Source organism: Frigidibacter sp. ROC022 (genome assembly GCF_024723735.1).
Taxonomy (GTDB): domain Bacteria; phylum Pseudomonadota; class Alphaproteobacteria; order Rhodobacterales; family Rhodobacteraceae; genus SLM-1.
The window spans coordinates 14,223-39,863 of the sequence record NZ_JANQDU010000006.1 but is presented as its reverse complement, the minus strand read 5'-3'; the positions used below and the strand labels follow the sequence as shown (position 1 = coordinate 39,863).

At 65.8% G+C, this 25,641-nt stretch carries 29 protein-coding genes and 1 tRNA gene; 6 read left to right on the top strand and 24 right to left on the bottom strand.

The window, feature by feature from the left end:
* Nucleotides 1-49: 49 nt before the first annotated feature.
* From rplL to NUW50_RS19680, 7 genes are all read right to left on the bottom strand, one after another.
* On the bottom strand, nt 50-427 hold the full coding sequence (gene rplL / locus NUW50_RS19710; protein WP_258290894.1) for a 50S ribosomal protein L7/L12: 378 nt from the start codon (nt 425-427) through the stop codon (nt 50-52).
* 72 nt (nt 428-499) lie between these two features.
* Nucleotides 500-1,018: a 50S ribosomal protein L10 gene (rplJ, locus tag NUW50_RS19705; protein WP_258290893.1), complete on the bottom strand. Its 519-nt coding sequence runs from the start codon at nt 1,016-1,018 to the stop codon at nt 500-502.
* 439 nt (nt 1,019-1,457) lie between these two features.
* Nucleotides 1,458-2,156: a 50S ribosomal protein L1 gene (gene rplA / locus NUW50_RS19700; protein WP_258290892.1), complete on the bottom strand. Its 699-nt coding sequence runs from the start codon at nt 2,154-2,156 to the stop codon at nt 1,458-1,460.
* A 4-nt stretch (nt 2,157-2,160) separates the two neighbouring features.
* The gene (rplK, locus tag NUW50_RS19695) at nt 2,161-2,613 is read right to left on the bottom strand and encodes a 50S ribosomal protein L11 (protein ID WP_258290891.1); all 453 of its coding nucleotides are present in this window, start codon (nt 2,611-2,613) and stop codon (nt 2,161-2,163) included.
* A gap of 128 nt (nt 2,614-2,741) precedes the next feature.
* Nucleotides 2,742-3,275: a transcription termination/antitermination protein NusG gene (gene nusG, locus NUW50_RS19690; protein ID WP_258290890.1), complete on the bottom strand. Its 534-nt coding sequence runs from the start codon at nt 3,273-3,275 to the stop codon at nt 2,742-2,744.
* A gap of 208 nt (nt 3,276-3,483) precedes the next feature.
* Nucleotides 3,484-3,681 carry a preprotein translocase subunit SecE gene (gene secE / locus NUW50_RS19685; RefSeq protein ID WP_258290889.1) on the bottom strand — a complete coding sequence of 66 codons (198 nt, stop codon included), beginning with the start codon at nt 3,679-3,681 and terminating at the stop codon, nt 3,484-3,486.
* A gap of 167 nt (nt 3,682-3,848) precedes the next feature.
* A tRNA-Trp gene (locus NUW50_RS19680) sits at nt 3,849-3,924 on the bottom strand.
* Between the two features lie 99 nt (nt 3,925-4,023).
* On the opposite strand from NUW50_RS19680, the gene NUW50_RS19675 reads away from it, so the two are divergent.
* The gene (locus NUW50_RS19675) at nt 4,024-4,569 is read left to right on the top strand and encodes a glycosyltransferase (RefSeq protein ID WP_338001373.1); all 546 of its coding nucleotides are present in this window, start codon (nt 4,024-4,026) and stop codon (nt 4,567-4,569) included.
* A gap of 21 nt (nt 4,570-4,590) precedes the next feature.
* On the opposite strand, the gene NUW50_RS19670 is transcribed toward NUW50_RS19675, so the two are convergent.
* The 4 genes from NUW50_RS19670 to NUW50_RS19655 all read right to left on the bottom strand — a co-directional run bounded on the left by NUW50_RS19670 (nt 4,591) and on the right by NUW50_RS19655 (nt 8,233).
* Nucleotides 4,591-5,247: a CatB-related O-acetyltransferase gene (locus NUW50_RS19670; RefSeq protein ID WP_258290887.1), complete on the bottom strand. Its 657-nt coding sequence runs from the start codon at nt 5,245-5,247 to the stop codon at nt 4,591-4,593.
* A gap of 183 nt (nt 5,248-5,430) precedes the next feature.
* Nucleotides 5,431-6,606, bottom strand: a complete 1,176-nt coding sequence (gene tuf, locus NUW50_RS19665) for an elongation factor Tu (protein WP_258290886.1) — start codon at nt 6,604-6,606, stop codon at nt 5,431-5,433.
* Nucleotides 6,607-6,697: 91 nt separating this feature from the next.
* Nucleotides 6,698-7,237, bottom strand: coding sequence for a hypothetical protein (locus tag NUW50_RS19660; RefSeq protein ID WP_258290885.1), 540 nt, complete (start codon nt 7,235-7,237; stop codon nt 6,698-6,700).
* Nucleotides 7,238-7,357: 120 nt separating this feature from the next.
* Nucleotides 7,358-8,233, bottom strand: a complete 876-nt coding sequence (locus tag NUW50_RS19655; RefSeq protein ID WP_258290884.1) for a 3-hydroxybutyryl-CoA dehydrogenase — start codon at nt 8,231-8,233, stop codon at nt 7,358-7,360.
* A gap of 159 nt (nt 8,234-8,392) precedes the next feature.
* Between NUW50_RS19655 and NUW50_RS19650 the strand changes: the two genes are divergently transcribed.
* Together NUW50_RS19650 and NUW50_RS19645 are read left to right on the top strand one after the other, a co-directional pair.
* Nucleotides 8,393-9,631 (top strand): Hsp70 family protein, encoded by a 1,239-nt coding sequence (locus tag NUW50_RS19650; RefSeq protein WP_258290883.1) that lies wholly within the window; start codon nt 8,393-8,395, stop codon nt 9,629-9,631.
* Nucleotides 9,632-9,760: 129 nt separating this feature from the next.
* Nucleotides 9,761-10,585, top strand: a complete 825-nt coding sequence (locus NUW50_RS19645; RefSeq protein ID WP_258290882.1) for a DUF6473 family protein — start codon at nt 9,761-9,763, stop codon at nt 10,583-10,585.
* A 106-nt stretch (nt 10,586-10,691) separates the two neighbouring features.
* On the opposite strand, the gene NUW50_RS19640 is transcribed toward NUW50_RS19645, so the two are convergent.
* The 6 genes from NUW50_RS19640 to NUW50_RS19615 all read right to left on the bottom strand — a co-directional run bounded on the left by NUW50_RS19640 (nt 10,692) and on the right by NUW50_RS19615 (nt 14,819).
* Nucleotides 10,692-11,618, bottom strand: coding sequence for an electron transfer flavoprotein subunit alpha/FixB family protein (locus tag NUW50_RS19640; RefSeq protein ID WP_258290881.1), 927 nt, complete (start codon nt 11,616-11,618; stop codon nt 10,692-10,694).
* Complete coding sequence (locus NUW50_RS19635) at nt 11,618-12,376, bottom strand: electron transfer flavoprotein subunit beta/FixA family protein (protein WP_258290880.1); 759 nt, start codon at nt 12,374-12,376, stop codon at nt 11,618-11,620. Before NUW50_RS19635 ends, NUW50_RS19640 begins: the two co-directional genes overlap by 1 nt.
* Nucleotides 12,377-12,524: 148 nt before the next feature.
* A complete protein-coding gene (locus NUW50_RS19630; protein WP_258290879.1) occupies nt 12,525-13,091 on the bottom strand; it encodes a cob(I)yrinic acid a,c-diamide adenosyltransferase in 567 nt (188 codons plus the stop codon).
* A 61-nt stretch (nt 13,092-13,152) separates the two neighbouring features.
* Nucleotides 13,153-13,359 carry a twin transmembrane helix small protein gene (locus NUW50_RS19625; protein ID WP_258290878.1) on the bottom strand — a complete coding sequence of 69 codons (207 nt, stop codon included), beginning with the start codon at nt 13,357-13,359 and terminating at the stop codon, nt 13,153-13,155.
* Nucleotides 13,360-13,385: 26 nt separating this feature from the next.
* Nucleotides 13,386-14,204 carry an SDR family NAD(P)-dependent oxidoreductase gene (locus NUW50_RS19620; RefSeq protein WP_258290877.1) on the bottom strand — a complete coding sequence of 273 codons (819 nt, stop codon included), beginning with the start codon at nt 14,202-14,204 and terminating at the stop codon, nt 13,386-13,388.
* A gap of 69 nt (nt 14,205-14,273) precedes the next feature.
* Nucleotides 14,274-14,819: an SH3 domain-containing protein gene (locus NUW50_RS19615; protein ID WP_258290876.1), complete on the bottom strand. Its 546-nt coding sequence runs from the start codon at nt 14,817-14,819 to the stop codon at nt 14,274-14,276.
* Between the two features lie 293 nt (nt 14,820-15,112).
* On the opposite strand from NUW50_RS19615, the gene NUW50_RS19610 reads away from it, so the two are divergent.
* From NUW50_RS19610 to NUW50_RS19600, 3 genes are read left to right on the top strand one after another with little or no spacing between them, the layout of a single operon-like run.
* Nucleotides 15,113-17,425, top strand: coding sequence for a DNA topoisomerase IV subunit A (locus NUW50_RS19610; protein ID WP_258290875.1), 2,313 nt, complete (start codon nt 15,113-15,115; stop codon nt 17,423-17,425).
* A 38-nt stretch (nt 17,426-17,463) separates the two neighbouring features.
* Nucleotides 17,464-18,675, top strand: coding sequence for a YjgN family protein (locus NUW50_RS19605; RefSeq protein ID WP_258290874.1), 1,212 nt, complete (start codon nt 17,464-17,466; stop codon nt 18,673-18,675).
* Entirely contained in the window at nt 18,672-19,814 is a 1,143-nt protein-coding gene (locus tag NUW50_RS19600; protein ID WP_258290873.1) for a M48 family metallopeptidase, read from the top strand. The genes NUW50_RS19605 and NUW50_RS19600 overlap by 4 nt, the downstream gene beginning before the upstream one ends.
* Before the next feature lie 17 nt (nt 19,815-19,831).
* Here NUW50_RS19600 and NUW50_RS19595 read toward each other — a convergent pair whose 3' ends face one another.
* The 7 genes from NUW50_RS19595 to NUW50_RS19565 form a co-directional block, all read right to left on the bottom strand.
* The gene (locus tag NUW50_RS19595) at nt 19,832-20,689 is read right to left on the bottom strand and encodes a lysophospholipid acyltransferase family protein (RefSeq protein ID WP_258290980.1); all 858 of its coding nucleotides are present in this window, start codon (nt 20,687-20,689) and stop codon (nt 19,832-19,834) included.
* A 65-nt stretch (nt 20,690-20,754) separates the two neighbouring features.
* The gene (locus tag NUW50_RS19590) at nt 20,755-21,033 is read right to left on the bottom strand and encodes an HPr family phosphocarrier protein (RefSeq protein ID WP_258290872.1); all 279 of its coding nucleotides are present in this window, start codon (nt 21,031-21,033) and stop codon (nt 20,755-20,757) included.
* Nucleotides 21,034-21,042: 9 nt separating this feature from the next.
* A complete protein-coding gene (locus NUW50_RS19585) occupies nt 21,043-21,432 on the bottom strand; it encodes a PTS sugar transporter subunit IIA (protein WP_258290871.1) in 390 nt (129 codons plus the stop codon).
* A 5-nt stretch (nt 21,433-21,437) separates the two neighbouring features.
* A complete protein-coding gene (gene rapZ / locus NUW50_RS19580; protein ID WP_258290979.1) occupies nt 21,438-22,298 on the bottom strand; it encodes an RNase adapter RapZ in 861 nt (286 codons plus the stop codon).
* A 59-nt stretch (nt 22,299-22,357) separates the two neighbouring features.
* Nucleotides 22,358-22,810, bottom strand: coding sequence for an HPr kinase/phosphorylase (locus NUW50_RS19575; RefSeq protein ID WP_258290870.1), 453 nt, complete (start codon nt 22,808-22,810; stop codon nt 22,358-22,360).
* 82 nt (nt 22,811-22,892) lie between these two features.
* A complete protein-coding gene (locus tag NUW50_RS19570; RefSeq protein WP_258290869.1) occupies nt 22,893-24,599 on the bottom strand; it encodes a sensor histidine kinase in 1,707 nt (568 codons plus the stop codon).
* A gap of 36 nt (nt 24,600-24,635) precedes the next feature.
* Nucleotides 24,636-25,337, bottom strand: a complete 702-nt coding sequence (locus NUW50_RS19565; protein ID WP_258290868.1) for a response regulator transcription factor — start codon at nt 25,335-25,337, stop codon at nt 24,636-24,638.
* Nucleotides 25,338-25,641 lie beyond the last annotated feature (304 nt).

Below are 25,641 nucleotides of genomic sequence, written 5' to 3'. Positions count from 1 at the left end.
CGCCGGATCCAGCCTTGATTTCTGAGTTGGGCCAAAGCCCGCACGCCGATTAGGCGAGTTCCACTTCGGCGCCGGCAGCGGTCAGCTTTTCCTTGATGTCTTCGCCTTCGGCCTTCGTCACGCCTTCCTTGACCTTGCCGCCCGCTTCGACCAGGTCCTTGGCTTCTTTCAGCCCCAGGCCGGTGATCGTGCGGACTTCCTTGATCACGTTGATCTTGTTCGGGCCGGCGCTCTTCAGCACGACGTCGAACTCGGTCTTTTCCTCGGCGGCATCCGCCGCACCGCCCGCAGCCGGGCCGGCCATCATGACGGCGCCACCGGCGGCCGGCTCGATGCCGTATTCGTCCTTCAGGATCGTTTTCAGTTCCTGCGCTTCCAGCAGGGTCAGACCGACGATCTCTTCGGCAAGTTTCTTCAGATCAGCCATTTTCTCATCCGTTCCTAATTCTAGATGTGTTCCAACGGGTGTTTCGCGAACCCCGCAGGTTCATCAGTTGCTTCAGGCCGCCTCGGCACGCTCTTCGATGGTGCTGAGGATACCCGCGATGTTCGAAGCAGGCGCGCCAACGGCCCCGGCGATGTTCGCGGCAGGCGCCCCGATGCAGGACGCGATCGAGCTGATGAGCTCTTCGCGCGACGGCATCTTGGCGACGGCCGAAACCCCGGCAGGGTCCAGCGCCGTGCCACCCATTGCGCCGCCGAGGATCACGAACTTGTCGTTGTCCTTGGCGAACTGATCCGCGACCTTCGCAGCTGCGACAGGGTCCTCGGAATAGGCGAGCACGGTCATACCCGTGAGAAGACTGGCGATAGAAGCCGCCGGCGTTCCGTCTAGGGCGATTTTGGCGAGCGTGTTCTTGGCAACGCGGACAGAGCCTTCAGCTTCGCGCATGCGCGCACGAAGACCCTGCATTTCCGCAACCGTCAGACCTGCGTAGTGTGCAACCACAACCACGCCAGAGCTTTCGAAGATCTGGCCGAGTTCCTCGACCACTTTCTCTTTTTGGGCTCTATCCACAGTTTCACTCCAAGTTTGGAGGGATAACCCTCCGGCTCAAGTCTGCCGGGACGAAGGAGTCCCGACATCGGGTCCTTACGGGTCCTAACCAATCGCCCCCGAAACCGATCGAAACGGCCCAGGGAATTGTTCATTTCCCGTCTCAGGCAGGAATTATGGCCGGAAACCGACCACCCGCCGTCTCGGACGAAGTATCCGGGCGGCCGCGAATCTCGGGGTCACCTGGACGGCGGGTAATTAAGGGCTTTGCAACGGAATGTGAAGAGGCAATTTGCAGCGGTAACGCCGCAGCGCCGCAATTGTCCGGTCCGACCCCGCCCCGCAGGCGCCGCGACCGGCCTTTCCGCCCCAGTCCGGAGCCGCCCGGAACAGGCAAGGGGCGGACCCTGCGGCCCGCCCCTGCAATCCTTCACGGCACGGGCAGTCTGCCCGGCACCCGTCAGTTTCCGGTGGCGCTCGCCAGGTCGATGGAAACACCCGGCCCCATGGTCGAGGAGATCGAGACCTTCTTCATGTAGGTGCCCTTGGCGCCCGCCGGCTTGGCCTTCTGCACCGCATCGACCAGCGCACGGATGTTCTCGGCCAGCTTGGCGCCGTCGAACGAAGCCTTGCCGACGCCGGCATGGATGATTCCGGCCTTCTCGGCGCGGAACTGCACCTCACCGCCCTTTGCGGCCTTGACCGCCGCAGCGACATCCATGGTCACCGTGCCGACCTTGGGGTTCGGCATCAGGTTGCGCGGGCCCAGCACCTTGCCCAGACGACCGACGATCGGCATCATGTCCGGGGTGGCGATGCAGCGATCGAACTCGATCTTGCCGCCTTGGACGATTTCCATCAGGTCCTCGGCGCCGACGATGTCGGCCCCGGCTTCCTTGGCCTCGTCCGCCTTGGCGCCGCGCGCGAAGACCGCGACGCGGACCGTCTTGCCGGTGCCGTTCGGCAGGTTCACGACGCCGCGCACCATCTGGTCGGCGTGGCGCGGATCGACACCCAGGTTCAGCGCGACCTCGACGGTCTCGTCGAACTTGGCATTCGCCGCGCCCTTGACCAGCGCCACCGCGTCCTCGACGCTCAGCATCGACTTGCCTTCAAAGCTGGCGCGGGCCGCTTTCGTCCGTTTTCCAACATGTGCCATGCGCTTAACCCTTCACCTCGATGCCGATCGACTTGGCCGAGCCGACGATGATCTGCATCGCGGCCTCGACGGACGTGGCGTTCAGATCCTTCATCTTGGCTTCAGCGATCTCGCGGATCTGCGCGGCGGTCACGGTGCCGGCGGTGGTCCGGCCCGGCGTTTCCGAGCCCTTCGGCCGGTTGCGCTTGCCCTCCGGCTTCAGCCCGGCGGCCTTCTTCAGGTAGAACGACGCCGGCGGGGTCCGGGTCTCGAACGAGAAGGACTTGTCGACGTAATAGGTGATCACGGTCGGAATCGGCGCACCGGCTTCCATCTCCTGCGTCTTGGCGTTGAACGCCTTGCAGAATTCCATGATGTTGATCCCGCGCTGACCCAGAGCGGGGCCGATCGGCGGGGACGGGTTCGCTTGTCCGGCCTTGACCTGAAGCTTCAGGGTGCCGGCGACTTTCTTGGCCATGATGGCCCTCCTTTCACCACGCTGCGGGCGCGTCCCGCGGCGTTTCGGTTAAGTGGTCCGGCCGTGCGGCGCGCCGCCGTGCCTCCCACGCTTGAGCCCCCGGCGCCAAGACCCCGGCGGGCGATCGCTCAGAGTTCTTTCGAAACCTGAGTGAATTCCAGTTCGACCGGGGTTGCCCGGCCAAAGATCGACACCGCGACCTTCAGCCGCTGGGCGCTTTCGTCGACTTCCTCGACCATGCCGTCGAAACCTTCGAACGGGCCGTCGGTGACTTTCACCTTCTCGCCGATGTCGTAGAAGATCAGCGTCCGCGGCGAGGCTTCGCCCTCTTCGACCCGGTTCAGGATCTGGTTCACCTCGGCATCGCGCATCGGCATCGGGCGGCCCTGCGGCCCCAGGAAGCCGGTGACCCGGTTGATCGAGTTGATCAGGTGATAGCCGCGGTCGGTCATCTCCATCCGCACCAGCACATAGCCGGGCATGAAGCGCCGCTCGGTGGTGACCTTCTTGTTGCGGCGCACCTCGATGACTTCCTCGGTCGGCACCAGGACTTCCTCGATCTCGTCCTCAAGGCCCTTCTCGGCAACCGAGGTCCGGATCTGCTCGGCGACCTTCTTCTCGAAGTTCGAGAGGACACTGACCGAATACCACCGCTTCGCCATGCCTGACTTGCCCTTTTGCCACCCGACCGAAGGATCGGGGAATTTCACTTGCCGGAACCTTGCGATGTCTCGCGTCCGACGCTTGCAGGAACACAAACGCCGCGCAACGCGAATCGTGGCGCGGAATAGGTCCCGGAAACTTGGGCCTCTTACAGCCACCCCCCTGCGCTGGCAAGGGAGAAGGTGGCGCGACCGGCCCGGACCCGTCCTAGCCGAACATGCCCAGCACCGCCTGCAGACCGGTGCGGATCGTCAGATCGACGAGAAAGAAGAACATCGCGGTCAACGCCGCCATGACAAAGACCATCACCGTGGTCAGCACCACCTCGCGCCGGTTGGGCCAGGTGACCTTGCCGACTTCGGCACGGACCTGTTGCAGGAACTGGAGCGGGTTCAGCGTGGCCATGAGATTTCCTTGCGGCAAGCGCCAAGTCGGCGGCGGTCTGGTGTGGTTCTTGTGTCGATCTGCGGCAGATACGCCGAAGCGGGCCGCATTTCAAGGCACCCTGCAGTCCGGATGCCGGGCTGAGGCCCCGCGGCGACAAGGCGGCGTTCCGGGCGTCGGAAGCGGCCTGGCAGGGGCAGCAGGGTTCGAACCCGCGACCTACGGTTTTGGAGACCGTCGCTCTACCAACTGAGCTATACCCCTAAGGCCGCCCGCTAGATACTTGCGCCTTGTCGGCTTGGCAAGGGCGTCACGACCCGTCCCGGCGGCACCGGGGCCGGGAATGACGAAGTTCCGGCCGCGTTGCATGAAAGGGACATCACCGCCGACGGAATCCGCCCCTCCTTTCCGACCCCGTCGACCTGCAGCTTATTCCGGGTAGCGAGACGTCGGATCTCCGAATTGTGGCAGTATCTGCAACGAGACTCCTTCACGGCCCAGCCGCCTGTTCAGGTTCCTGGCATTTGCCGGTGGTCTTGTCTCTCGAGCGCTCGGGGCTTTCGAAAGACCCCGGAGGGCTGCAGTTTCCAGCCGGTCGCGGCGCGGTTCCGGACCCCGGGACTGCTGATCTATACCGGCCCGAAGGAGAAGGCATCGGTTCTCGACTTCCATCACCTTCAACTCTGGCTGAAGATGCCGACGCCGATCCGCATGGAAAAGCCGATGTTCGTGCGCGGGGCGCATCATGACAACGACAGCGGTCCGGGCGAATACAGCCGACGGATGCGCAGGTTCCGCTTCAGGATGGCGCGCCTGCCGACCTACATGCGGCGCCGGTTCGGAATTGATGTCGAGGCCCTGCAGGCAAACCGGGATGCCTGCAAGGCCGAGGTTCCTGACGCCGCCTGAAGCCAGGCCGGGCAGTCGGCCTCAGGCCAGGGCCTCCAGCGCATCGATATCGGCGCGGGCCAGGGCCGGCACCGCCGCTTCGATCCGCGCCTCGGGCCAGTCCCACCAGGCCAGCGCGTTCAGTCGCGCCACGGTCCCGGGCTGAAAGCGCATCCGCAGCACCCGCGCCGGATTGCCCGCGACAACGGCGTAATCCGGCACCGCGCCGCGCACCACCGCCCCGGCCCCGACGATGACCCCGTTGCCCAGCCGGGCCCCCGGCAGGATCAGCGCGCCATGGCCGATCCAGACATCGTTGCCGATCTCGGTATCGGGCAGGCCGCGGAAGCTGTCGCGGTAGGTCTCGAGCAGCGCATGGTCGAAGATCGCGAAGGGATAGGTGCTGGCCCCGTCCATCGGGTGGTTGGCGCTGGCGGTGATGAAGGTGGCGCCGTGGGCGAATTGCCCGAACCGCCCGATCCGCAGCCGCTCCGGCGCGCCGGGATAGAGATAGGGCGCGATTCGGGCCGCCCAGCCCCCGGGCGATTCGGGCGGCGCGAAATCGTTCATATAGGTGAAGTCGCCGATCTCGATGTTCGGATGCGAGATCACCCGGTTGAGATTGACCATGTTCGGATGCGGCCTGCCATCGGGCAGGATCAGCGGATGCCGCCGCGCGGCGTCAAGAAAGGCAGACATGAGACGTCCTTCTGAAATCGTTTCGGGAACGGGTTCAGAGCGTCTTGTCCACCTTCACCTCCATCGACTGATGCCGGCTGTCTAGGGGCTTTGCCGAGTCGGATCAAGCGCGGTGACGCGGCAAGAAGAACGCCGCCCGGCGGGACCGGACGGCGCTGACTGCAATCGGACCTGTGTCCGGTCTTACTTGATGATCTTCGAGACGACGCCCGAGCCGACGGTGCGGCCGCCTTCGCGGATCGCGAAGCGGAGTTTTTCCTCCATCGCGATCGGGGCGATCAGCTCGACCACGAACTTCAGGTTGTCGCCCGGCATCACCATCTCGGTGCCTTCCGGAAGCTGGACCGTCCCGGTCACGTCGGTGGTCCGGAAGTAGAACTGCGGCCGGTAGTTGGCGAAGAACGGCGTGTGCCGGCCGCCTTCATCCTTGGTCAGGATGTAGACCTCGGCCTCGAACTCGGTATGCGGTGTCACCGAACCCGGCTTGCACAGCACCTGGCCCCGCTCGACACCGTCGCGCTCGATCCCGCGCAGCAGCAGACCAACGTTGTCGCCCGCCTCGCCCTGATCCAGCAGCTTGCGGAACATCTCGACGCCGGTGCAGACCGTCTTCTTGTTGGCGTTCAGCCCGACGATCTCCATCTCTTCGCCGACCTTGATCACGCCGCGCTCGATCCGGCCGGTGGCAACCGTGCCGCGGCCCGAGATCGAGAACACGTCCTCGACCGGCATCAGGAAGGGCTGGTCCACCGGACGCGCCGGGGTCGGGATGTAGGAATCCACCGCTTCCATCAGCGCACGGATCGAATCCTCGCCGATCTCCTTGTCGCGGCCTTCCAGCGCCGCCAGCGCCGAACCCTTGATGATCGGAATGTCGTCGCCGGGGTAGTCGTAGGACGACAGAAGCTCGCGCACTTCCATCTCGACCAGTTCCAGAAGCTCCTCGTCATCCACCTGATCGACCTTGTTCAGGTAGACCACGATATGCGGGATGCCGACCTGGCGGCCCAGCAGGATGTGCTCGCGGGTCTGCGGCATCGGGCCGTCGGCCGCGTTCACCACCAGGATCGCGCCGTCCATCTGCGCCGCGCCGGTGATCATGTTCTTCACATAGTCGGCGTGGCCGGGGCAGTCGACATGCGCGTAGTGCCGCGTCTCGGTCTCGTATTCCACATGCGCCGTCGAGATCGTGATCCCGCGCGCCTTCTCCTCCGGCGCCGCGTCGATCATGTCATAGGACTGAAAGTCACCGTAATACTTGGTGATCGCGGCGGTCAGAGTCGTCTTGCCGTGGTCAACGTGACCGATCGTGCCGATGTTCACATGCGGCTTGTTGCGTTCGAACTTTGCCTTGGCCATATCGCGGGCGCCTTATTCAGAAAGGGGGCCACAAGCGGCCCCGGTTCAACATCGCGGGCGATGTAGAGTCCCGCGACGAGAAAAGCAAGCCTCACTTCGCCGGTTGCGGACTGGTTCCCGGCTGCACCGGCGCGTCGCCGGTGAACCACTCGGGATGCTCGCGCAACCATTCCTCGATCTTCCTGGCTGCGTTCACCGACAGTTTCCGCATCTGCTCTTCGCGGGTCTGGGTCAGACCCGAGCCGAGCAGGGTCTTCTCGCTGACCCCTTCCCAGACCGTCAGATTCTCGGGCTCTGCATTCAGCTTGCCGTAGGGCGTCCAGACATTGGCCGAGATCAGCAGCACCGACTTCGGCTTGACCACCAGCGGAATCCCGGTCTGCGCCAGCGCATAGGCCTGGACCTTGATCGCGATATGGTAGGTGCCCTCGCCCTTGAAGCGGCTGAAGCGTTCGTCGATGGCCTGCTCCAGGCTCGCCTTCCATTCGGCATCGGTGGCCTTGCGCGACAGCGGCCCGATCTTGGGATTGTCGACCACGACGATGTTGTAGCCGAGCGAGAAATCGCCCAGCGGTTCCGGAGCCTTGGACAGATCCTCGGGCGCGGCGCAGGCCGCAAGAATAACGGCCATCAGGCCAATCAGGAAAAAGCGGGGATTCGGGCGCAATGTCATAACCATCCTCAATCGGGTTCCGGCCCGCCTATCCGATCCGGCCGGTTCAGGCAAATCAACTCGGCGATTCGCGCGGGCTCAGCGGGTCGGAACCGGGACCTCGCCACGATAATCATAGAAGCCGCGCCGTGTCTTGCGGCCCAGCCAGCCGGCCTCGACATATTTGGTCAGCAGCGGACAGGGCCGGTACTTGGTATCGGCCAGCCCCTCGTGCAGGACGTTCATGATCGCCAGACAGGTGTCCAGACCGATGAAATCGGCCAGTTCCAGCGGCCCCATCGGGTGGTTCGCGCCCAGCTTCAGGCTCTGGTCGATCGAGACCACCGAGCCGACGCCTTCATAAAGCACATAGACCGCCTCGTTGATCATCGGCATCAGGATACGGTTGACGATGAAGGCCGGGAAATCCTCGGCCATGGTCGGGGTCTTGCCCAGCCGCTCGACCACCGCCTTGCAGGCCGCATAGGTCGAATCGTCGGTGGCGATGCCGCGGATCAGCTCGACCAGCTGCATCACCGGCACCGGGTTCATGAAATGGAACCCCATGAACCGCTCGGGCCGGTCGGTGCGCGCCGCCAGCCGGGTGATCGAGATCGACGAGGTGTTCGAGGTCAGGATCGTCTCGGGTTTCAGATGCGGCACCAGCTCGGCAAAGATCGCCTGCTTGATGCTCTCCTTCTCGGTCGCGGCCTCGATCACCAGATCGGTCCGGCCCAGATCGGTCAGCACCCCGGTGGTGGTGATCCGCGCCATGGCGGCGGCCTTTTCCTCGGCGCTGATCTTCTCGCGGGACACCTGCCGGTCGAGGTTCCTGTCGATGATCTCGACCGCCGACTTCAGGGCCTCTTCCGAAATGTCGTTCAGAAGCACCTGGTATCCCGCCAACGCCATCACATGCGCGATGCCGTTGCCCATCTGCCCGGCGCCGACCACACCTACGCTTTCGATCTCCATCGTCTCCCGCCTTTCTCGTAACTCGCCGGACCTTATGCACCCGGCTTTCCCGGAGGCAAGGGGCGCGGCCCGGGTTCGGGGCAAAGCGGTGCTTGCGTCCACCACCCGCTGCGGCTAAGCCCGCCGCCCTGCCCGACCCGCCCAGACAGGAGCCGAGCCATGTCCGACGCCACACTTGCCATCGACTTCGGCACCTCGACTTCCGCCGCCGCCGTGCTGGCCGACGGCAAGCCCTGGCGGATTCCGGTCGAGACCGGCGCCGACACCTTGCCCACTGCCGTGTTCTTTCCCGCCGGCGGCGGAGCGATGCGGATCGGCGCAGCGGCGGCGCGGGCGCAGACGGCCGGCGACGAGGGCCGCTACATGCGCGGCCTGAAAAGCGTGCTGGGCACCGATCTGATGCATCAGACGCGGCTGATCGCCGGACGGCGGCTGAGCCTGACCGATATCCTCAGCCAGTTCCTGGCGACCCTGAAGGAACGCGCCGAAACCGCCACCGGCCTGCGTTTCCGCCGCGCGCTGTCGGGCCGTCCGGTGCGGTTTCACAGCCGTGATGCCGCCCGGAACGCGCGGGCCGAGGAGGATCTGCGGGCCTGCTATCTGGCCGCCGGCTTCGAGGAGGTGCGCTTTCGCCTGGAACCCGAAGCCGCCGCCCTGGCCGCGCATGGGCTGGGCAAGGAAGGCGAGACCGGGATCATCGTCGATATCGGCGGCGGCACCTCGGACTTCTCGGTCTATGCCAGCGACGGCGGGCGCCCGCGGATCCTGGCCAGCCACGGCATCCGGCTGGGCGGGACCGATTTCGACCATGCCGTCTCGCTGCGCCACATCATGCCGCATCTCGGCCATGGCGGCGAATTGCGGCGCGAGTTCGGGCCCGGGCTGCTGCCGGTGCCGCCGGCGCTGTTCGTGGACCTGGCACGATGGGAGACAATTCCCTTCCTCTACACCCCCGAGACCCGACGCGAGGCCAAGGCGATGGCCGCCCAGGCGGTGGAACCGCAGAAACTCGGCCGGCTGGTCACCGTGCTGCGCGACGAGCTGGGCCATGACCTGGCCTTCGCCGCCGAGCGCGGCAAGATCGCGGCCAACGGGCCCGAGGGCGCTGCGCAGATCGGGCTGGGCCTGGTCGAGCCGGGGCTGGCGGCGCCGATCGACCGCGCCTCGCTGGATGCGGCGCTGTCCGGCTTTGCCGGCAAGCTGACCGAGGCCGCCGAACAGACGCTGGCCGATGCCGGGGTGCCGGCCGACTCGATCCGCGCGGTGATCCTGGTCGGCGGCTCCAGCCTGATGTCGCTGGTGACGGACGAGATGCGGACCCTGTTTCCGACCGCACCGCAACACCGGACCGAAGCCTTTACCGCGGTGGTCGACGGGCTGGCGCTGGCCACGGCCTGACGGCAGGGCGCATTCCCTCCAATTCGACACCAAACTCTGCGGCAATTCTCTCGAATGCCGTCTTTAGACATATCTCAATGGCTTTCACCGAGTCTCCGTCCGGGCAATGACAAACGGAAATGGTGGGACATGACCTTTGAACCTCTGGCGGCCACCAGGCTGGACTACCTGCACTGCCGCCACGGCAATTCGAAACTCCTGTTTCGCGGGCCGAAACGCAGGGCGGACGGCAACCATATCGCAGTGCTTGGCGGAACCGAGACCTATGGCAAGTTCACCGAGACGCCCTGGCCCGAGATGCTGGAACAGCTGGCAGCCGGCCCGACGCTCAACCTGGCGCAGATGAACGCCGGGCTGGACGTGTTCCTGAACGACGGCGCGGTGCAGGACATCTGCCGGCACGCCCGTGTCACGGTGATCGAGATGTCGGGGGCAGAGAACCTGTCGAACCGGTATTACGCGGTGCATCCGCGTCGCAACGACCGCTTCCTGCGGGCCTCGACCCTGCTCCGGTCGGCCTTCCCCGAAATCGACTTCACCGAGTACAATTTCACCCGGCATCTGCTGGCCGGGCTGCGCGCGACCTCGCCCGAGCGGTTCGCGGATGTCGTTGCCGAGTTGAAGACCGCCTGGGCGGCCCGGATGAAGAAACTGATCGGCAGGATCGGCGGCAGGGTGCTGCTGCTCTGGCTGTCGGATCACGCGCCTGACGCGCCGGTCGACGATCCGCTGCGGCACGGCAACGGGCTGTTCATCGACGCCGCGATGATCGACTCGCTGCGACCGCTGGTGTCGGGCGTGGTCGAGATCGTGGCCGACGCAGACGAACGGAAGCGTGGCATGGACCTGATGGTGTTCGACGAGATGGATGCCCCCGCAGCGACGGAAATGCTGGGCCCCGTCGTTCACAAGCGGGCGGCACGGGAAGTGGCCGAAGCGCTGCGGGCGCTCTGACGATTTTGTGTAAGTGGTTCGGAACCGGATGTTTTCCGGTTCGGTTGGCTTGGCGAGTAATGGGCCGGGGGGGGTGCCCCCGGCCCGCTGTCATCCGGTCTCGCCGTTACAGCTTTTCGGTCAGCTCCGGCAGCACGTCGAACAGGTCTCCGACCAGGCCGTAATCGGCGACCTGGAAGATCGGCGCCTCTTCGTCCTTGTTGATCGCGACGATGACCTTGGAGTCCTTCATCCCGGCCAGGTGCTGGATCGCGCCCGAGATGCCGACCGCGACATAGAGGTCCGGCGCCACGACCTTGCCGGTCTGCCCGACCTGCCAGTCGTTCGGCGCATAGCCCGAGTCGACAGCCGCGCGGGATGCGCCGACCGCCGCGCCCAGCTTGTCGGCCAGTTTCTCGATGATCGCGAAATCCTCTTTCGAGCCGACGCCGCGCCCGCCCGAAACGACGATCCCGGCGCTGGTCAGCTCGGGCCGGTCGCTGGCCGCCACCTTGTCCTCGACCCAGGAGCTCAGCCCCGGATCGGCTCCGGCGTCGATGCTTTCCACCGCGGCGCTGCCGCCGTCGCCGGCCGCGTCGAAGGTCGAGGTGCGGATCGTCATCACCTTGATCTTGTCCGAGGATTTCACCGTCTGGACCGCGTTGCCAGCATAGATCGGACGCTCGAAGGTCTCGGCGTCGATCACCGCGCTCACGTCCGGGATCACCATCACGTCCAGCAGCGCCGCGACCCGCGGCAGGATGTTCTTGGCATCGGTCGTCGCCGGTGCCGCGATATGCGTGTAATCGCCGGCAAGGCTGACGATCAGCGCCGCCGTCGGTTCCGCCAGACGATGCCCCAGGCTGGGGTCCTCGGCGCAGAGCACCTTGGCCACGCCCTCGATCGTCGCGGCCTCGTCGGCCGCCGCCTTGGCCGAGGCCCCGGCGCAGAGCACCGTCACCGGCCCCAGCCCCGCCACGGCACCGACCGCCTTGGCCGTCGCATCGCGGCCCAGGGCGCCGTCCGTCACTTCTCCAAGCAGAAGAACCGCCATCAGATCACCCCCGCATCTTTGAGTTTCGTCATCAGCTCGTCCACTGTCTCGACCATGACCCCGGCCTTGCGGCCCTCGGGTTCCGAGGTCTTCACCACGGTCAGCCGCGGCGTGATGTCGACGCCGTAATCGGCCGGCGTCTTGCTGGCCAGAGGCTTGGACTTGGCCTTCATGATGTTCGGCAGGCTGGCATAGCGCGGCTCGTTCAGCCGCAGGTCCACCGAGACCACCGCCGGCAGCGTCACCTTGATCGTCTGCAACCCGCCATCGACCTCGCGCGTCACGCTGGCCGAGCCGTCCGCCACCTCGATGGCGCTGGCGAATGTCGCCTGGCCCCAGCCCAGCAGCGCCGCCAGCATCTGGCCGGTGGCATTCATGTCGTTGTCGATCGCCTGCTTGCCGGTCAGGATCATGCCCGGCTCTTCTTCCCGGGCGACCGCCGCCAGAAGCTTCGCCACCGCCAGCGGCTCGATATCGGTGGTCACCTCGTCCGTGGCCTCGATCAGGATCGCCCGGTCGGCGCCCATCGCCAGAGCGGTCCGCAGCGTTTCCTGCGCCTGCTTGACGCCGATCGACACCGCGACGACCTCGGTCGCAACGCCTTTCTCGCGCAGACGGATCGCCTCTTCGACTGCAATCTCGTCGAACGGGTTCATCGACATCTTGACGTTGGCGAGATCGACTCCGCTGCCGTCCGACTTGACCCGGACCTTTACGTTGTAGTCGATCACGCGCTTTACCGGCACAAGCACCTTCATCGCGGTCTCCTCATAGTGTTCCCTGCGGTTCCTAGCGGCAACTCGCGCGACGATACAGACCAAAATGAGCCGTTAGCGCCAACCTACGCCGCGTCCGCGGACGGCGCGAGGTGCGCCGCAGGCGATCCGGGCGCCGGGCCGCGCCGGCCTAGCGGTTCGCCCCCGGCACCCAGAGCACGTCGCCGCCGGGATTGGCCACCCGCGACGCGACGAAGAACCAGTCCGAAAGCCGGTTCAGATAGCGCACCGCCGCCGGATTGACCGACTCGCGCGCGGCCAGGGCCACCGCCAAACGCTCGGCGCGGCGGCATACCGTGCGGCACAGATGCAGATGCGCGGCCAGGGCCGTGCCGCCCGGCAGGATGAACGAGCGCAGCGGCGACAGATCGGCATTCATCGCGTCGATCTCGGATTCGAGCCTTGCGACCTGCGCATCGGCCAGCCGCAGCGGCGGGTATTCGGCCTCGGCGTCCTTCTCCATCTCGGGCCGGCAGAAATCGGCGCCGAGGTCGAACAGGTCGTTCTGGATCGCCGCCAGCCGGGTCTCGATCTCGCCCGCCGCATGCAGCCGCGCCAATCCGACGCAGGCATTGGTTTCGTCCACCGTTCCATAGGTCTCGACCCTCGGGTCGTCCTTGGGCACCCTGGTGCCGTTGCCCAGGGCGGTGTCGCCCGTGTCGCCGGTGCGGGTGTAGATGCGGTTCAAGACCACCATGGCGTGCTCCTCTCGCACTGTCGGACCGGGGTCGGCCCCCTTGCCGTCCCGGACCCGGGTTTCAGCCGCGGGCGCTGCGAATCGCAACCACGATCAGGATGATCAGAATCGCCACCGCCTGCGCACCGACACGGTAGCGCATGATCTTGTTGGCGTATTTGCGATTGAACTCGCCGCCCTTGGCGAAGGTTCCCAGACCGAACATCAGGATCACCAGCACCACAAGCACCGCGACGGCGACAAGGATCAGCAGCGGGTCGTTGAACATGGCGGGGTCTCCTATGGCGCCGGGTATCAGGCCCGATCCAGTATAAGGTCGGAAAGTCGGGTCGGCAGCAGGCGTTTCAGCGCAGCCGCGAAATAAGTCGGCGTGGTCACCATGTAGCGTGCCCGCGGGCGCTTGCTTTCGAGCGCACGCACCAGCTTCTTCGACACGGCCGAGGCGGGAAGTTCGAACCGGTCGGTGCCGCCTTCGTAGAGCCGCGACATCAGCCCCCGGTATTCCTCTGCCCGGGCCGAGGCGCGCCAGTCGATCCAGCGCTCGAACTGCGGGATCGCGTTGACCCGGATCCGGCTGGTGATCGGGCCGGGCTGCAGCAGCACGACATGGATGCCGGTGCCCCTCATCTCCAGCCGCAGAACGTCGCTGAGCCCCTCGATCGCGAATTTGGTCGCCACGTAGGCGCCGCGCCACTTCAACGCCGCGAAACCCAGAACCGACGAGCAGTTGACGATCCGCCCGTGCCCCTGCGCCCGCATCACCGGGATCACGTGCCGGGTCAGCGCGTGCTGGCCGAAGAAGTTGTTCTCGAACAGGGCCCGCAGCGCCTCGACCGGCAGATCCTCGACCGCGCCGGGGCAGGCATAGGCAGCGTTGTTGTAAAGCGCGTCCAGCGTGCCGCCGGTGCGCTCCAGCACCTCGGCCAGGGCGGTGACGATCGAGTCGGGATCGGTGAGGTCGAGCCGGAAACTCTCCAGCCCCTCGTCGCGCAGCCGGGCGCTGTCATCCTCGGTCCGGCATGTCGCAAAGACCCGCCAGCCGCGCCGCGCCAGATGATGCGCCGCGTCATAGCCGATGCCCGAGGCGCATCCGGTGATCAGAATGGATTTCATGCTGCCCAATCGCTGCCCCGACCAGAGCTAGGGCGAATAGGGGCCAAGGTCCAGCCGTGTCGGCGGAGCCTAGCCGTTCGGCTCGCTGTCCTGAAGGAAGCGGCGCGCCATGTAGCCTTCCACGCCATCGCCCTGGATGCGGATCTTCACCCAGTCGTCGCTCGGGTCCGACAGGATTTCGGTCGCCTCGCCATAGGTCACCTTGCCGACCACCTCGTAGCTGGTCGAAGGACCCGAGCGGACATTCACCACATTGCCGGTGACATACCACACCTGGCTCTCGGCCAGCGCCGCCTGGATTTCATCGGCCACGGAAGGCAGATCGACAGGCGGGTCCGAGGACTCCACCGGCAGCTCTGCCACGACAGGGTCCGGCGCCTCGACCGCCGGGGGTTCGGATACCTCCGGCTCGACCGCCGCGACAACCGCGGCCGGTTCGGGCACCACAGGTTCGGCGGCCTGGGCCGGTTCGGGCGTCACCGGGGCCGTCCCGCCCTGGGCCACATCGACGTCCGGCGCCTCCTGCGGGTCGGCCGCCTCGGCCGGCGCCGGCTCGGGTGCTGCAATCCCCAGTTCGGCCATCTCCTCGGGCGAAAGGTCCCGGCCCCCGACCATCAGAGCAATACCAATACCCACTATCAACAGTAACGTCAGCCTGATCATCGTCCGTCCGTTTCCCTGGCTCCAGTTCATCATACCACGCCGCAACCCATGCGTCAGGTCCGTGCAGCGCCTACCACAATCGCTAAAATTATCAACGCCCTGACCCGCGGAACGTTCCGTTCCTTCCGGAAGAATCCCGATTCGCTCCCTTTCCGGCGACCGACCCGCAGGGGTGCCGCAGCAACCCGCCGGCAATTGCCGGATTCGATCTGGACCGGTCCCGGCCCAACGCTTACACAACATCCATGACGGATGAGACCGAAACCCCCAAGATCGACCCTTCGGAAGGCTCGGAGCCGCTGAGCCGGGCGATTGGCGAGCGCTATCTGACCTACGCGCTTTCGACGATCACCAACCGGGCCCTGCCCGACGCCCGCGACGGAATGAAACCGGTTCACCGCCGGATTCTCTATGCGATGCGCGAACTGCGCCTGTCCCCGACCGGGGGATTCCGCAAATCGGCGAAGATCTCGGGCGACGTGATGGGCAACTATCACCCGCACGGCGACCAGGCGATCTATGACGCGATGGCCCGGCTGGCGCAGGATTTCAACATCCGCTACCCGCTGGTGGACGGTCAGGGGAACTTCGGCAACATCGACGGCGACAACCCCGCCGCCAGCCGTTACACCGAGGCCCGGCTGACCGCGGCCGCCGAGGCCCTGATGGAGGGGCTGAACGAAAACGCGGTCGATTTCCGCGCCAACTACGACGGCACCCTGACCGAGCCGGTCGTGTTGCCCGCCGCCTTTCCGAACCTTCTGGCCAACGGGTCGAGCGGAATCGCCGTCGGCATGGCCACGAATATTCCGCCGCACAACATCGACGAACTCGTCGCCGCCTGCCTGCATCTGATCAAGACGCCGGACGCCCGCGACGAAACCCTGGTCAACTACATCCCCGGCCCCGATTTCCCGACCGGCGGGGTGATCGTCGAACCGCGCGAGACGATCATCGAGACCTACCGGACCGGACGCGGCGCCTTCCGCCTGCGGGCCCGCTGGGAAAAGGAACCGCTGGACCGCGGCATGTGGCAGATCGTGGTCACGGAAATCCCCTATCAGGTCCAGAAGTCCAAGCTGATCGAGCGGCTGGCCGAACTGATCCAGTTGAAGAAGGTGCCGATCCTCGCCGATGTCCGCGACGAAAGCGCCGACGACATCCGCATCGTGATCGAGCCCAAGTCCCGCACCGTCGATCCCGACGTGCTGATGCAGGCGCTGTTCCGCAACTCGGATCTCGAGGTCCGGTTCTCGCTGAACATGAACGTGCTGATCGACGGGCGGATTCCCAAGGTCTGTTCGCTGAAAGAGGTGCTGCGCGCCTTCCTCGACCACCGCCGCGACGTGCTGATCCGCCGCTCGACCCACCGGATGGAAAAGATCGACCATCGGTTGGAAGTGCTGGAAGGCTTCATCACCGCCTTCCTCAATCTCGACCGGGTGATCGACATCATCCGCTATGACGACGACCCGAAAGCGGCGTTGATGGCCGAGGACTGGGGCGTCAAGCGGGGCCGGGCGACCAGCGAAAAGGACTATGTCTCGCCGCTGACCCTGCCCGCCGCCGCCGAAGGGCTGTCGGAAGTGCAGACCGAGGCGATCCTCAACATGCGGCTGCGCAGCCTGCGGCGGCTGGAAGAGATGGAGCTGCTTGCCGAGCAGGACGCGCTGATGAAGGAGCGGGCCGAGCTGGAGGACCTGCTGGACTCGGAAAGCCTGCAATGGTCCCGGATCGCCGAACAGCTGCGCGAGGTGCGCAAGACCTTTGGCGCCAACAGCCCCGGCGGCGCCCGCCGCACCACCTTCTCCGAAGCCGTCGAGGTCGCCGAGGTCCCCTACGAAGCAATGATCGAGCGTGAACCGATCACGGTGATCTGCTCGAAAATGGGCTGGATCCGGGCGATGAAGGGCCACCAGCCGCCCGAGACCGAATTGAAGTTCAAGGACGGTGACGAGGGCCGGTTCTTCTTTCACGCCGAAACCACCGACAAACTGGTGCTGTTCGGTTCGAACGGGCGGTTCTACACGCTGTCGGCCAATACGCTGCCCGGCGGCCGCGGCATGGGAGAGCCGGTCCGGCTGATGGTCGATCTGCCGAACGAGGCCGAGATCGTCACGCTGACCCCGCATCGCGCAGGGCGCAAACTGCTGGTCGCCTCCTCCGCCGGCGACGGTTTCGTCGTGTCCGAGGACGAGGTCCTGGCCCAGACCCGCGCCGGCCGGCAGGTGCTGAACCTTTCGGGCAATGCCCGGGCCCAGGTCTGCCGGCCCGTCGAGGGCGACCATGTCGCCGCCGTCGGCGAGAACCGCAAGGTGCTGGTCTTCCCGCTGACCGAACTGCCCGAAATGACCCGCGGCAAGGGTGTCCGGCTGCAGAAATACAAGGACGGCGGCCTGGTCGATGCCACGACCTTCACCCTGGCGGACGGCCTGTCCTGGAAGGACCCTGCGGGCCGGACCCGGACCGAGACCGTGCTGGACGAGTGGCTGGGCAAACGCGCGGGCAGCGGCCGCATGGCGCCGCGCGGCTTCCCGCGGGACAACCGGTTCGACTGATGCGCGCGGGCGACATCCCCCGGGGTGCCCTGCCGCCAATGCCGTCGTCGCCCCTGCCCGATGCCGATCTGACCACCGAATTCGCCGGGCAGCGCGGGCGCCTGTTCTGGCTGGCGCTGCGCACCTCGATCCTGACGGTGCTGACCCTGGGGCTCTACCGGTTCTGGATGAAGACCCGGATGCGGCGCTACTACTGGTCGTCGATCCGGCCCGGAGGGGTGCCGCTGGAATATGTCGGCGAGCCGCTTGAGAAGCTTCTGGGCTTCCTGATCGCGGTGGTGCTGATGTCCTTCTACATCGGCATCGTGAACCTGGTCCTGATGTTCGCCAGCTTCGCGCTGTTCCACGGCAATACCTATGCCTATGTGATCTCCTTCATCGGCGTGATCCCGATCCTGTTCTTCGCGCAGTATCGCGCCCGGCGCTATGTGCTGGCCCGGACCCGTTGGCGCGGCATCCGCTTCGGCGTCGACAATGCCGCCTGGGGTTATGCGGTGCGGGCGCTCTGGTGGTGGTTCCTGACCATCATCAGCCTGGGCATCCTCTGGCCGCGCAAGACCTTCGCGCTGGAGAAATACCGCACCGACCGGACCTGGTTCGGCTCGGTCCGGCTGCATCAGGGCGGCCATCCCTGGATGCTGATGAATGCCTGCAAGCATTTCTGGATCGGCATCCTGCTGACCGCGATCGGCACCGCGGGCGCCTACGGGATGACCGACCCGGCCAGCGCACTCGGCTTCGGGCTGCTGGCGGTGCTGGGCATCGGCTGGACGCTCTTTGGCCTGGCCTACTGGCAGGTCGACAGCTTTCGCCGCCTGACCTCGACCAAGAGCCTGGGCGGGCTTCGGCTGACCGCCCGGCCCCGGCCCTGGCGTATCCTGCGGCACTATGTCCTGGGCTACGGCCTGACCCTGCTGGCCGTCTGCGTGCTGGCGATGCCCTTCATCGCGGCGCTGATCGCCACCAATACCGACCCGACCAACCTGTTCGACCCGCTGCCGGGCGCCGAGGCAGCCAAGCTCCGGGGCTGGCTGCTGGGCGCGGCGGGGGTGCTGGCCTATTTCCTCGTGTTCATCTTCTGGGGCGTGTTCCGACAGGTCTTTGTCGGCCTGCCGAACATGCGCCACTACGCCGAGACCCTGGTGCTGCAACAGCCCCTGGCCCTGAACGCCGTCACGCAACGCGCCCGCGACGAATTTGCCGAGGCCGAGGGATTTGCCGACGCGCTCGACCTGGGGGCCGCGATATGACCACGATCGTCGTCGGCGCCAGCCATGAACCCCTGCAGGCCTTCGCCGATCTCTTCGACGGTCGGTCGGCGCGGGCGCAACGGGTCGGCGTGACGATCGACGAGACCCCGACGGGCGGCGTGCTGCTGCTGGCCCTGCCCGACGGCGGCACCCTGCGCTGGCCGCTGGAAGCCCTGCGCTCGCCGCCCGACCAGGCCGACCGCACCGGGCTGATCCTGGCCCGGACCGGTGATCCGGCTGCGCGGCTGATGGTCGATGACAAGGTACTGATCCTCATCCTGCGCGCCCGTGCCCCCTTCCTGCGCCGCCGCCCGCCGGTCAAGGGCAAGGGGCGGCTGCTGGCCTGGGCCTGCGCGGCGGTCGCCTCGGTGGCGCTGATCGTCTTCGTGCTGGTGCCGGTGATGGCCGACCAGTTGGCCGAATACCTGCCGCCCGAAGGCGAAAAGGCCCTGGGCGACGCGACGCTGAAACAGATCCGCTCGGCCCTGTCGGAAAACGAGTTCGCGCCGATGGCGCTTTGCGAGACCCGCGACGGGCTGGCGGCGCTGGACAAGATGACGACCCGGCTGGCCGGCGACCTGGAACTGCCCTATCCGATCAACCTGCATGTGCTCGACAGCGACATCATCAACGCCTTCGCCCTGCCCGGCGGCCATGTGGTGCTGTTTCGCGGGCTGATCGACGCCGCCGAGCAGCCCGAGGAGGTGGCGGCGGTCTATGCACATGAACTCGGCCATGTGATCAACCGCGATCCGACCCGCTCGGCGCTGCGCTCGGCCGGCTCGATCGGGGTGATCGGGTTGCTGCTGGGCGATTTCGCCGGCGGAACCGTGGTGCTGTTCCTGACCGAACGGCTGATCGACGCCAGCTATTCGCAGGCGGCCGAGGCCGGGGCCGACGCCTTTGCGCATGAACTGCTGATCCGGAAACGGGTCCGCCCCGATGCCCTGGCGTCGATGCTTCAGCGGCTGAAGAAGAAATATGGCGACAACGAAGGGATCACCGCCCATTTCGCCGCGCATCCCAAGCTGGGCGACCGGATCGAGGCGGCGCGGCTGGCAGCCGAGCGGCTGGCCGAACCGCCCGTGCCGATCCTGACCGAGGCCGAATGGCAGGCGATGCAACGGATCTGCAGATAGGTCCGGCCGGGCGAGGTTCAGTCCTTGGGCACCTGATCCTTCAGCGCCAGGGTCCGCGCCCGAAGCCATTCGATGAACTCGCCGGGGCGGTCCTTCCAGGGTTCCATCTCCTCGGGCGTGATCGGCTCGCCGATCACCGGGGCCTGCGGCTTGTTCAGCGCATGGACGACCTCGTGCAGCAACAACCCCTGCCGCAGCGTCGCCGAGGTCTGCGCCGCGATCTGATACCAGCGCGAGTTCTGCCCGGGAAAGAACATCGGCACGACGGTGGCGCCCGAGCGGCGCACCAGCTTGGCGGTGAACGGGTTCCAGGGGGCCTCCACGGCCGGACCGAACCAGGTCTTGGCCGAAGCGACCTGACCGGAAGGGAACAGTGCGATCACGCCCCCCTTCTTCAGATGCTCCATGGTCTCGTTTCGCATCGCGATCGAGTTCTTGAAACTGTCTTCCTCGTGCGGGAAGGGCACCGCGATCAGGAATTCGCTGACTTCCTTGACCCCGGCCAGCAACGAGCGCGACAGGATCTTGTAGTCGGTCCGCACCTTGCCGATGGTGGCGGCAAAGATCATCCCGTCGACCAGCCCGTGCGGGTGATTCGAGACCACGACCACCGGCCCGGTCTTGGGGAAACGGGCGATCTGTTCGGGCGGGGTTTTCAGCTCGATGCCCATGACCTCCAGGGCCCGGTCCCAGAACGCGTTGCCCGATACCACGCCTTCGCGTTCGAACTGGCGGATCTTGCGCAGCAGGGTCAGCTTGCCGGTGGCCCATTCGACAGCCCGGATGGTCCGGATGCGCCACGGCTCCTGAAAGGTCTGCGCATAGCTCAGCTTGCGCTTGTCGTATGGGACATAGGCCGGGTCGCCCGTCCGCATCGGCCTGCTGTCGTCTGGCGCTTGCGTCACGTTTCGTTCCGTCCCCACCGACCCGCTAGACGGCCTCAGAAGTCTTCACCGAACCGGTCCGCGACCAGTGCCTCCAGCGCATCTGCCAATTCTTCAGCCTGAGCACCAGTGGTCCGGACGTCAATAGAACTTCCCTTCGCCGCTGCCAACATCAAAAGCCCCATGATCGAATCTCCGCCGGTTTCCTGCCCGTCCTTGGACACATAGGCACGGGCGTCATGCGCCTCGACCACTTCGACGAACTTTGCCGAAGCCCGCGCGTGCAGGCCCTTGGCATTCACGATCTTCAACTTGCGGATTACTTCGCCGTCCATGCGTCCGGCTTACCTGTGAACATCGAAACTGTCGATGTACTTGCGACCGGCGGCCAGGGATCCGCGCACCGCCTCGGGCACGCTCAGATGCCGCGACTTGGCCAGCTTGATCAGCATCGGCAGGTTCGCACCATAGAGAATCTGCCGATTCGACGGGTTGCAGGCCAGAAGCGAGAGGTTCGAGGGCGAGCCGCCGAACATGTCGGTCACCACGACCACGCCATCCCCTCCATCGACCGAATCAGCGGCGGCGCAAATCTCGGCCTGCTTGCGGTCCCGGTCGTGATCGGGCGCGATCGAGACGGTGCGAATCCCGGTCTGACGACCGACAACATGTTCGACCGCGGCCAGGTATTCCTTGGCCAATCCTCCGTGCGCGACAATCACTATGCCGATCACACCATCTACCCCGATCCGGAATCCGCAGCCGTGCTGCTGCGGCGTTCCAATTCCCTATGTCTTTTAGATACTTGCCAGCCCTCTGCTGCAAGTGCATTCGCCAACAATTCCGTCACGGCAACAGATCTGTGTTGCCCTCCGGTACATCCGAAGGAAATTGCCAGATGCGCCTTGCCCTCGTCCCGGTAGGCCGGGAGCAGGAACAGGGTCAGTCCACGCAATCTCTCGAAGAACTCGTCAAAGCGCGGGTCTTCAGCGACATAGGCCCGCACCTCGGGGGCCCGGCCATCCTTGGCCCGCAGCGCCGGGTCCCAGTAGGGATTGCGCAGGAACCGGCAGTCGAAGACCATGTCCACGGCCCGCGGCACCCCGCGCTTGTAGCTGAAACTGTGCAGCGACACCGCCAGCTTGGTCGCGCCCTCACTGTCGAACCAGCGCCGCATCTCCTCGCGCAGCTCATGCGGGGTCAGTTCCGATGTATCGATCAGGATATCCGCCCGGGCACGGATCGGAACCAGCAGGTCCATCTCCCGCTCGATCCCCTGGGCAGGGCTTTCGGCCGGGGCCATCGGATGCCGGCGCCGGGTCTCGGAATAGCGCCGCAGCAGCACGTCGGCACGGCTGTCGAGATAGAGCACGTCGATCTGGATGTTGCTCAGCCCCGACAGCCGGTCGATCAGTTCGATCACCGCATTGGTGGAGAAGTCGCGGTTCCGCACGTCCAGTCCCAGGGCCAGGGGCCGCTCGGGCGGCGCACCGTCCAGGAGCCGCGGCAGCAGGGTCAGCGGCAGGTTCGAGATCGTCTCGTAACCGAAATCCTCGAGCGCATTGATTGCCGTGGTCCGGCCCGAGCCCGAGGGGCCCATCACCAGGACAACCCGGTGATTGTGGCGTGCGGTGCTGAACTGATCCGGCCGGAGGGTGCTCAACTGATCCTCGTTTCCTTGAAAGACTGACCCTTGAGATATTGGATAAGCCCGGCAGCGAATGAAAGACCGGGAACGTTCAATATCAAGGGAATATCATGACCGGCAATCGTGATCGAGCGTTCCGGCGGCAGGCGCTCGCTCTCGGTCCGGTCCAGATCGACCGCCGCGACCAGCCGGGCCCGCTCCTGCGGATCGGCCGCCAGGATGCCGATGCCACGCGCCTCGATCCTGCCCCGGATCGTCTCCGGACAACTGGCCCAGAGCGCCCCTTTGCTGCATTGCACCAGCGTCGCGTCATCGGCCACCAGCCGTGCGCCATAGGCCATCAGCATCAGCGCCAGGCTCGATTTGCCGCTGCCCGAGGCGCCGGTGATCAGCAGGCCGGACGGCCCCAGGGCCACGCAGCTTGCATGCAAAGTGACGCCATCGTGATCTGCAGCCTGACTCATTCCACCCGCCCTTGGCACCCTCGCCGCGGGGCTGCGCGGTCGTGCGCCTGTTCCCTGCCCGGCCCGTGACCGGCGTGACGGATCAGACCGGCAGGCCGACCACGAAACGCGCGCCCAGCGGATCCGAGGTCACGTCGGCATCGGTCGGGCGGATGTTCTCGGCCCAGATCACGCCGCCATGCGCCTCGACGATCTGTTTCGAGATCGCCAGCCCCAGCCCGGAGTTGTTGCCGAAGTGATCCACCGGACGGTCCGAATAGAACCTCTTGAAGACCTTGGACAGCGCCCCTTCGGGAATCCCCGGCCCGGTATCCTCGACCACCACCAGCACCCTGTTTTCCCGGCGCCGCGCCCAGACCCGGATCGCGTCGCCTTCGTCGCAGAACGAGATCGCATTCGTGATCAGGTTGACGAAGACCTGCGCCAGCCGCGCCTCGAGCCCGTGAATCACGATCGGCTCGGGCGGCAGGTCGGAAATGAACTCGACCCCTTTGCCGCGCGCCTCGGCGCCCAGATACTCGGACAGATTGCCGAGCATCTTGAGCAGGTTGAAGGGCTGCTCTTCCTCCTTGACCAGCTCGCTGTCCAGCCGCGAGGCGTTCGAGATGTCGCTGACCAGCCGGTCCAGCCGCCGCGTATCATGCTCGATCACGTCCAGAAGCTTCTCGCGCTGATCATCGCGCTTGGCCACCCGCAGCGTCACCACCGCCGAACGCAGCGAGGCCAGCGGGTTCTTGATCTCATGCGCCACATCCGCCGCGAACTGCTCGTTGGCGTCGATCCGGTCATAGAGCGCCGTGACCATGCCGCGCAGCGCGCCCGACAGCCGCCCGATCTCGTCCGGACGCCCCGAGAGGTCGGGGATCCGGACCCGGCCCGGATTGACGGTGCGCTTGTTGCGGTCGCGGCCGATCTCGGCGGCGGCGGCCAGATCGGCCAGCGGGTTGGCGATGGTCGAGGCCAGCACGAGGCTCAGCCCGATCGACACGAGGATGGCGATGACGAACATCTGCAGGACCTGCTCCCGCTCCAGCCGGACCAGATGGTCGATGTCCCCGGCGCCCGAGCTCAGCGCCACCACGCCCACGGCGACGCCGTTGTGCATCACCGGGGCCGCCACCGAAAAGATCGTGCCCTCGGCCGAAACCACGTTCTCGCCGACCTGGGTCACGCCGGTCAGCGCCGCCGGCACCAGCCCGCGCAGGATTTCCCCGGCATCGGCGGCCGGCGCTTCCGAAGGACCGACGTTCAGAAGCCCGGAAATCCTGACCCAGATACCGTTCAGGAAATCGGTGATCACGGTCGAGCTCTCGTCGCGCTCCAGCCCCTCGATCGGCGGCGCGGCGTTGCGTTCCATGCCCTCGGTGGTCGCGATCAGCTTGCCGGCGCTGTCGAACAGATAGACCTGCAGGGTCGGGTCGATGTCGATGGTCTTCAGGGTCGCCGCTACGTCCGGCCCGTTGCTGGCCCTCAGGCTGACCGGAGCGCCCGCGGGCATCTGCACCTCGAAGATATTGGCCAGCAGCTCCGCCTGTCCGATCAGCCCGCGTTCATGCTGGGTGACAAGACTGTCGCGGAACGGGTTCAGGAACAGCACGCCGGCCACCAGAACCACCAGCGCCAGAAGGTTGAAGGTGACGATCTTGCGCGCCAGCGGCGAAGAGTTGAACGCCATCCAGCGCCGCGGAGCCTGCTGGGCACGCGCTTCCCGGTCGGCCGCGCCCTGCGGGCCGATCCAGTCCTCGCCAAGCACCACCTCGGCATCCCGCGTGTTCCGACTGTCCCGCATGTCTATTCTGGACGCGAGCGTCATGCCCCCCTCGCCCTACTCCTCGTTGTAGCGGTACCCGATCCCGTACAACGTTTCGATCGCCGAGAAATCATCATCGGCAGTCCGCATCTTCTTGCGCAGACGCTTGATATGACTGTCGATCGTCCGGTCGTCGACATAGACCTGATCGTCGTAGGCCACATCCATCAGCTGATCGCGGCTCTTCACGAAGCCGGGCCGCTGGGCCAGTGCCTGCAGCAGCAGGAACTCGGTCACGGTCAGCGACACTTCCTTGCCCTTCCAGGTCACCGAATGGCGCAGCGGGTCCATGCTCAGCGCGCCGCGCTGCATGACCTTGTTTTCCTCGCCGTCCGGGGTCTCGCCGGTGATCTGCGCTTCCTGCCGGCGCAGCAGCGCCCGGATCCGCTCGACCAGCAGACGCTGGCTGAAGGGCTTCTTGACATAGTCGTCGGCGCCCATCCGCAGACCCAGAACCTCGTCGATCTCGTCATCCTTCGAGGTCAGGAAGATCACCGGCATGGTGGTTTTCTGCCGCAGCCTCTGCAGCAGATCCATGCCGTCCATCCGGGGCATCTTTATGTCCAGAACCGCCATGTCCGGCAGGCGTTTCGAAAAAGCGTCGAACGCCGACTGCCCGTCATTGTAGGTCTCTACCTCGAAACCTTCGGCTTCCAGAGTCATCGAAACCGACGTCAGGATGTTCCTGTCGTCGTCAACCAGTGCAATCCTCGACATCTGAGGGGTCCTTGTCCTGCTCGTATTGCTTATTTTTTCTTGCATACTCACGTCAACATCCCCCGGAATCAACTACTAAGTGCGAATCACCTCTTCAGCAGCCCCATATCTGGGCCTGAAAACCTCAAGACATGGCTAATTTGCCTCACCTGAGGCGATTGCATGGCATTGATGCGACCGGTGTCGGCGGGGTCGCGCCGGTGTTGGCGCAAACATCGGGCTGTTTTCGCTAACGGTGACAAACTGCCCTATCGGCATGGAAAAACGCCGTGTTAAGTCCCCGCCATGGGTCCGCCCAAGGGCC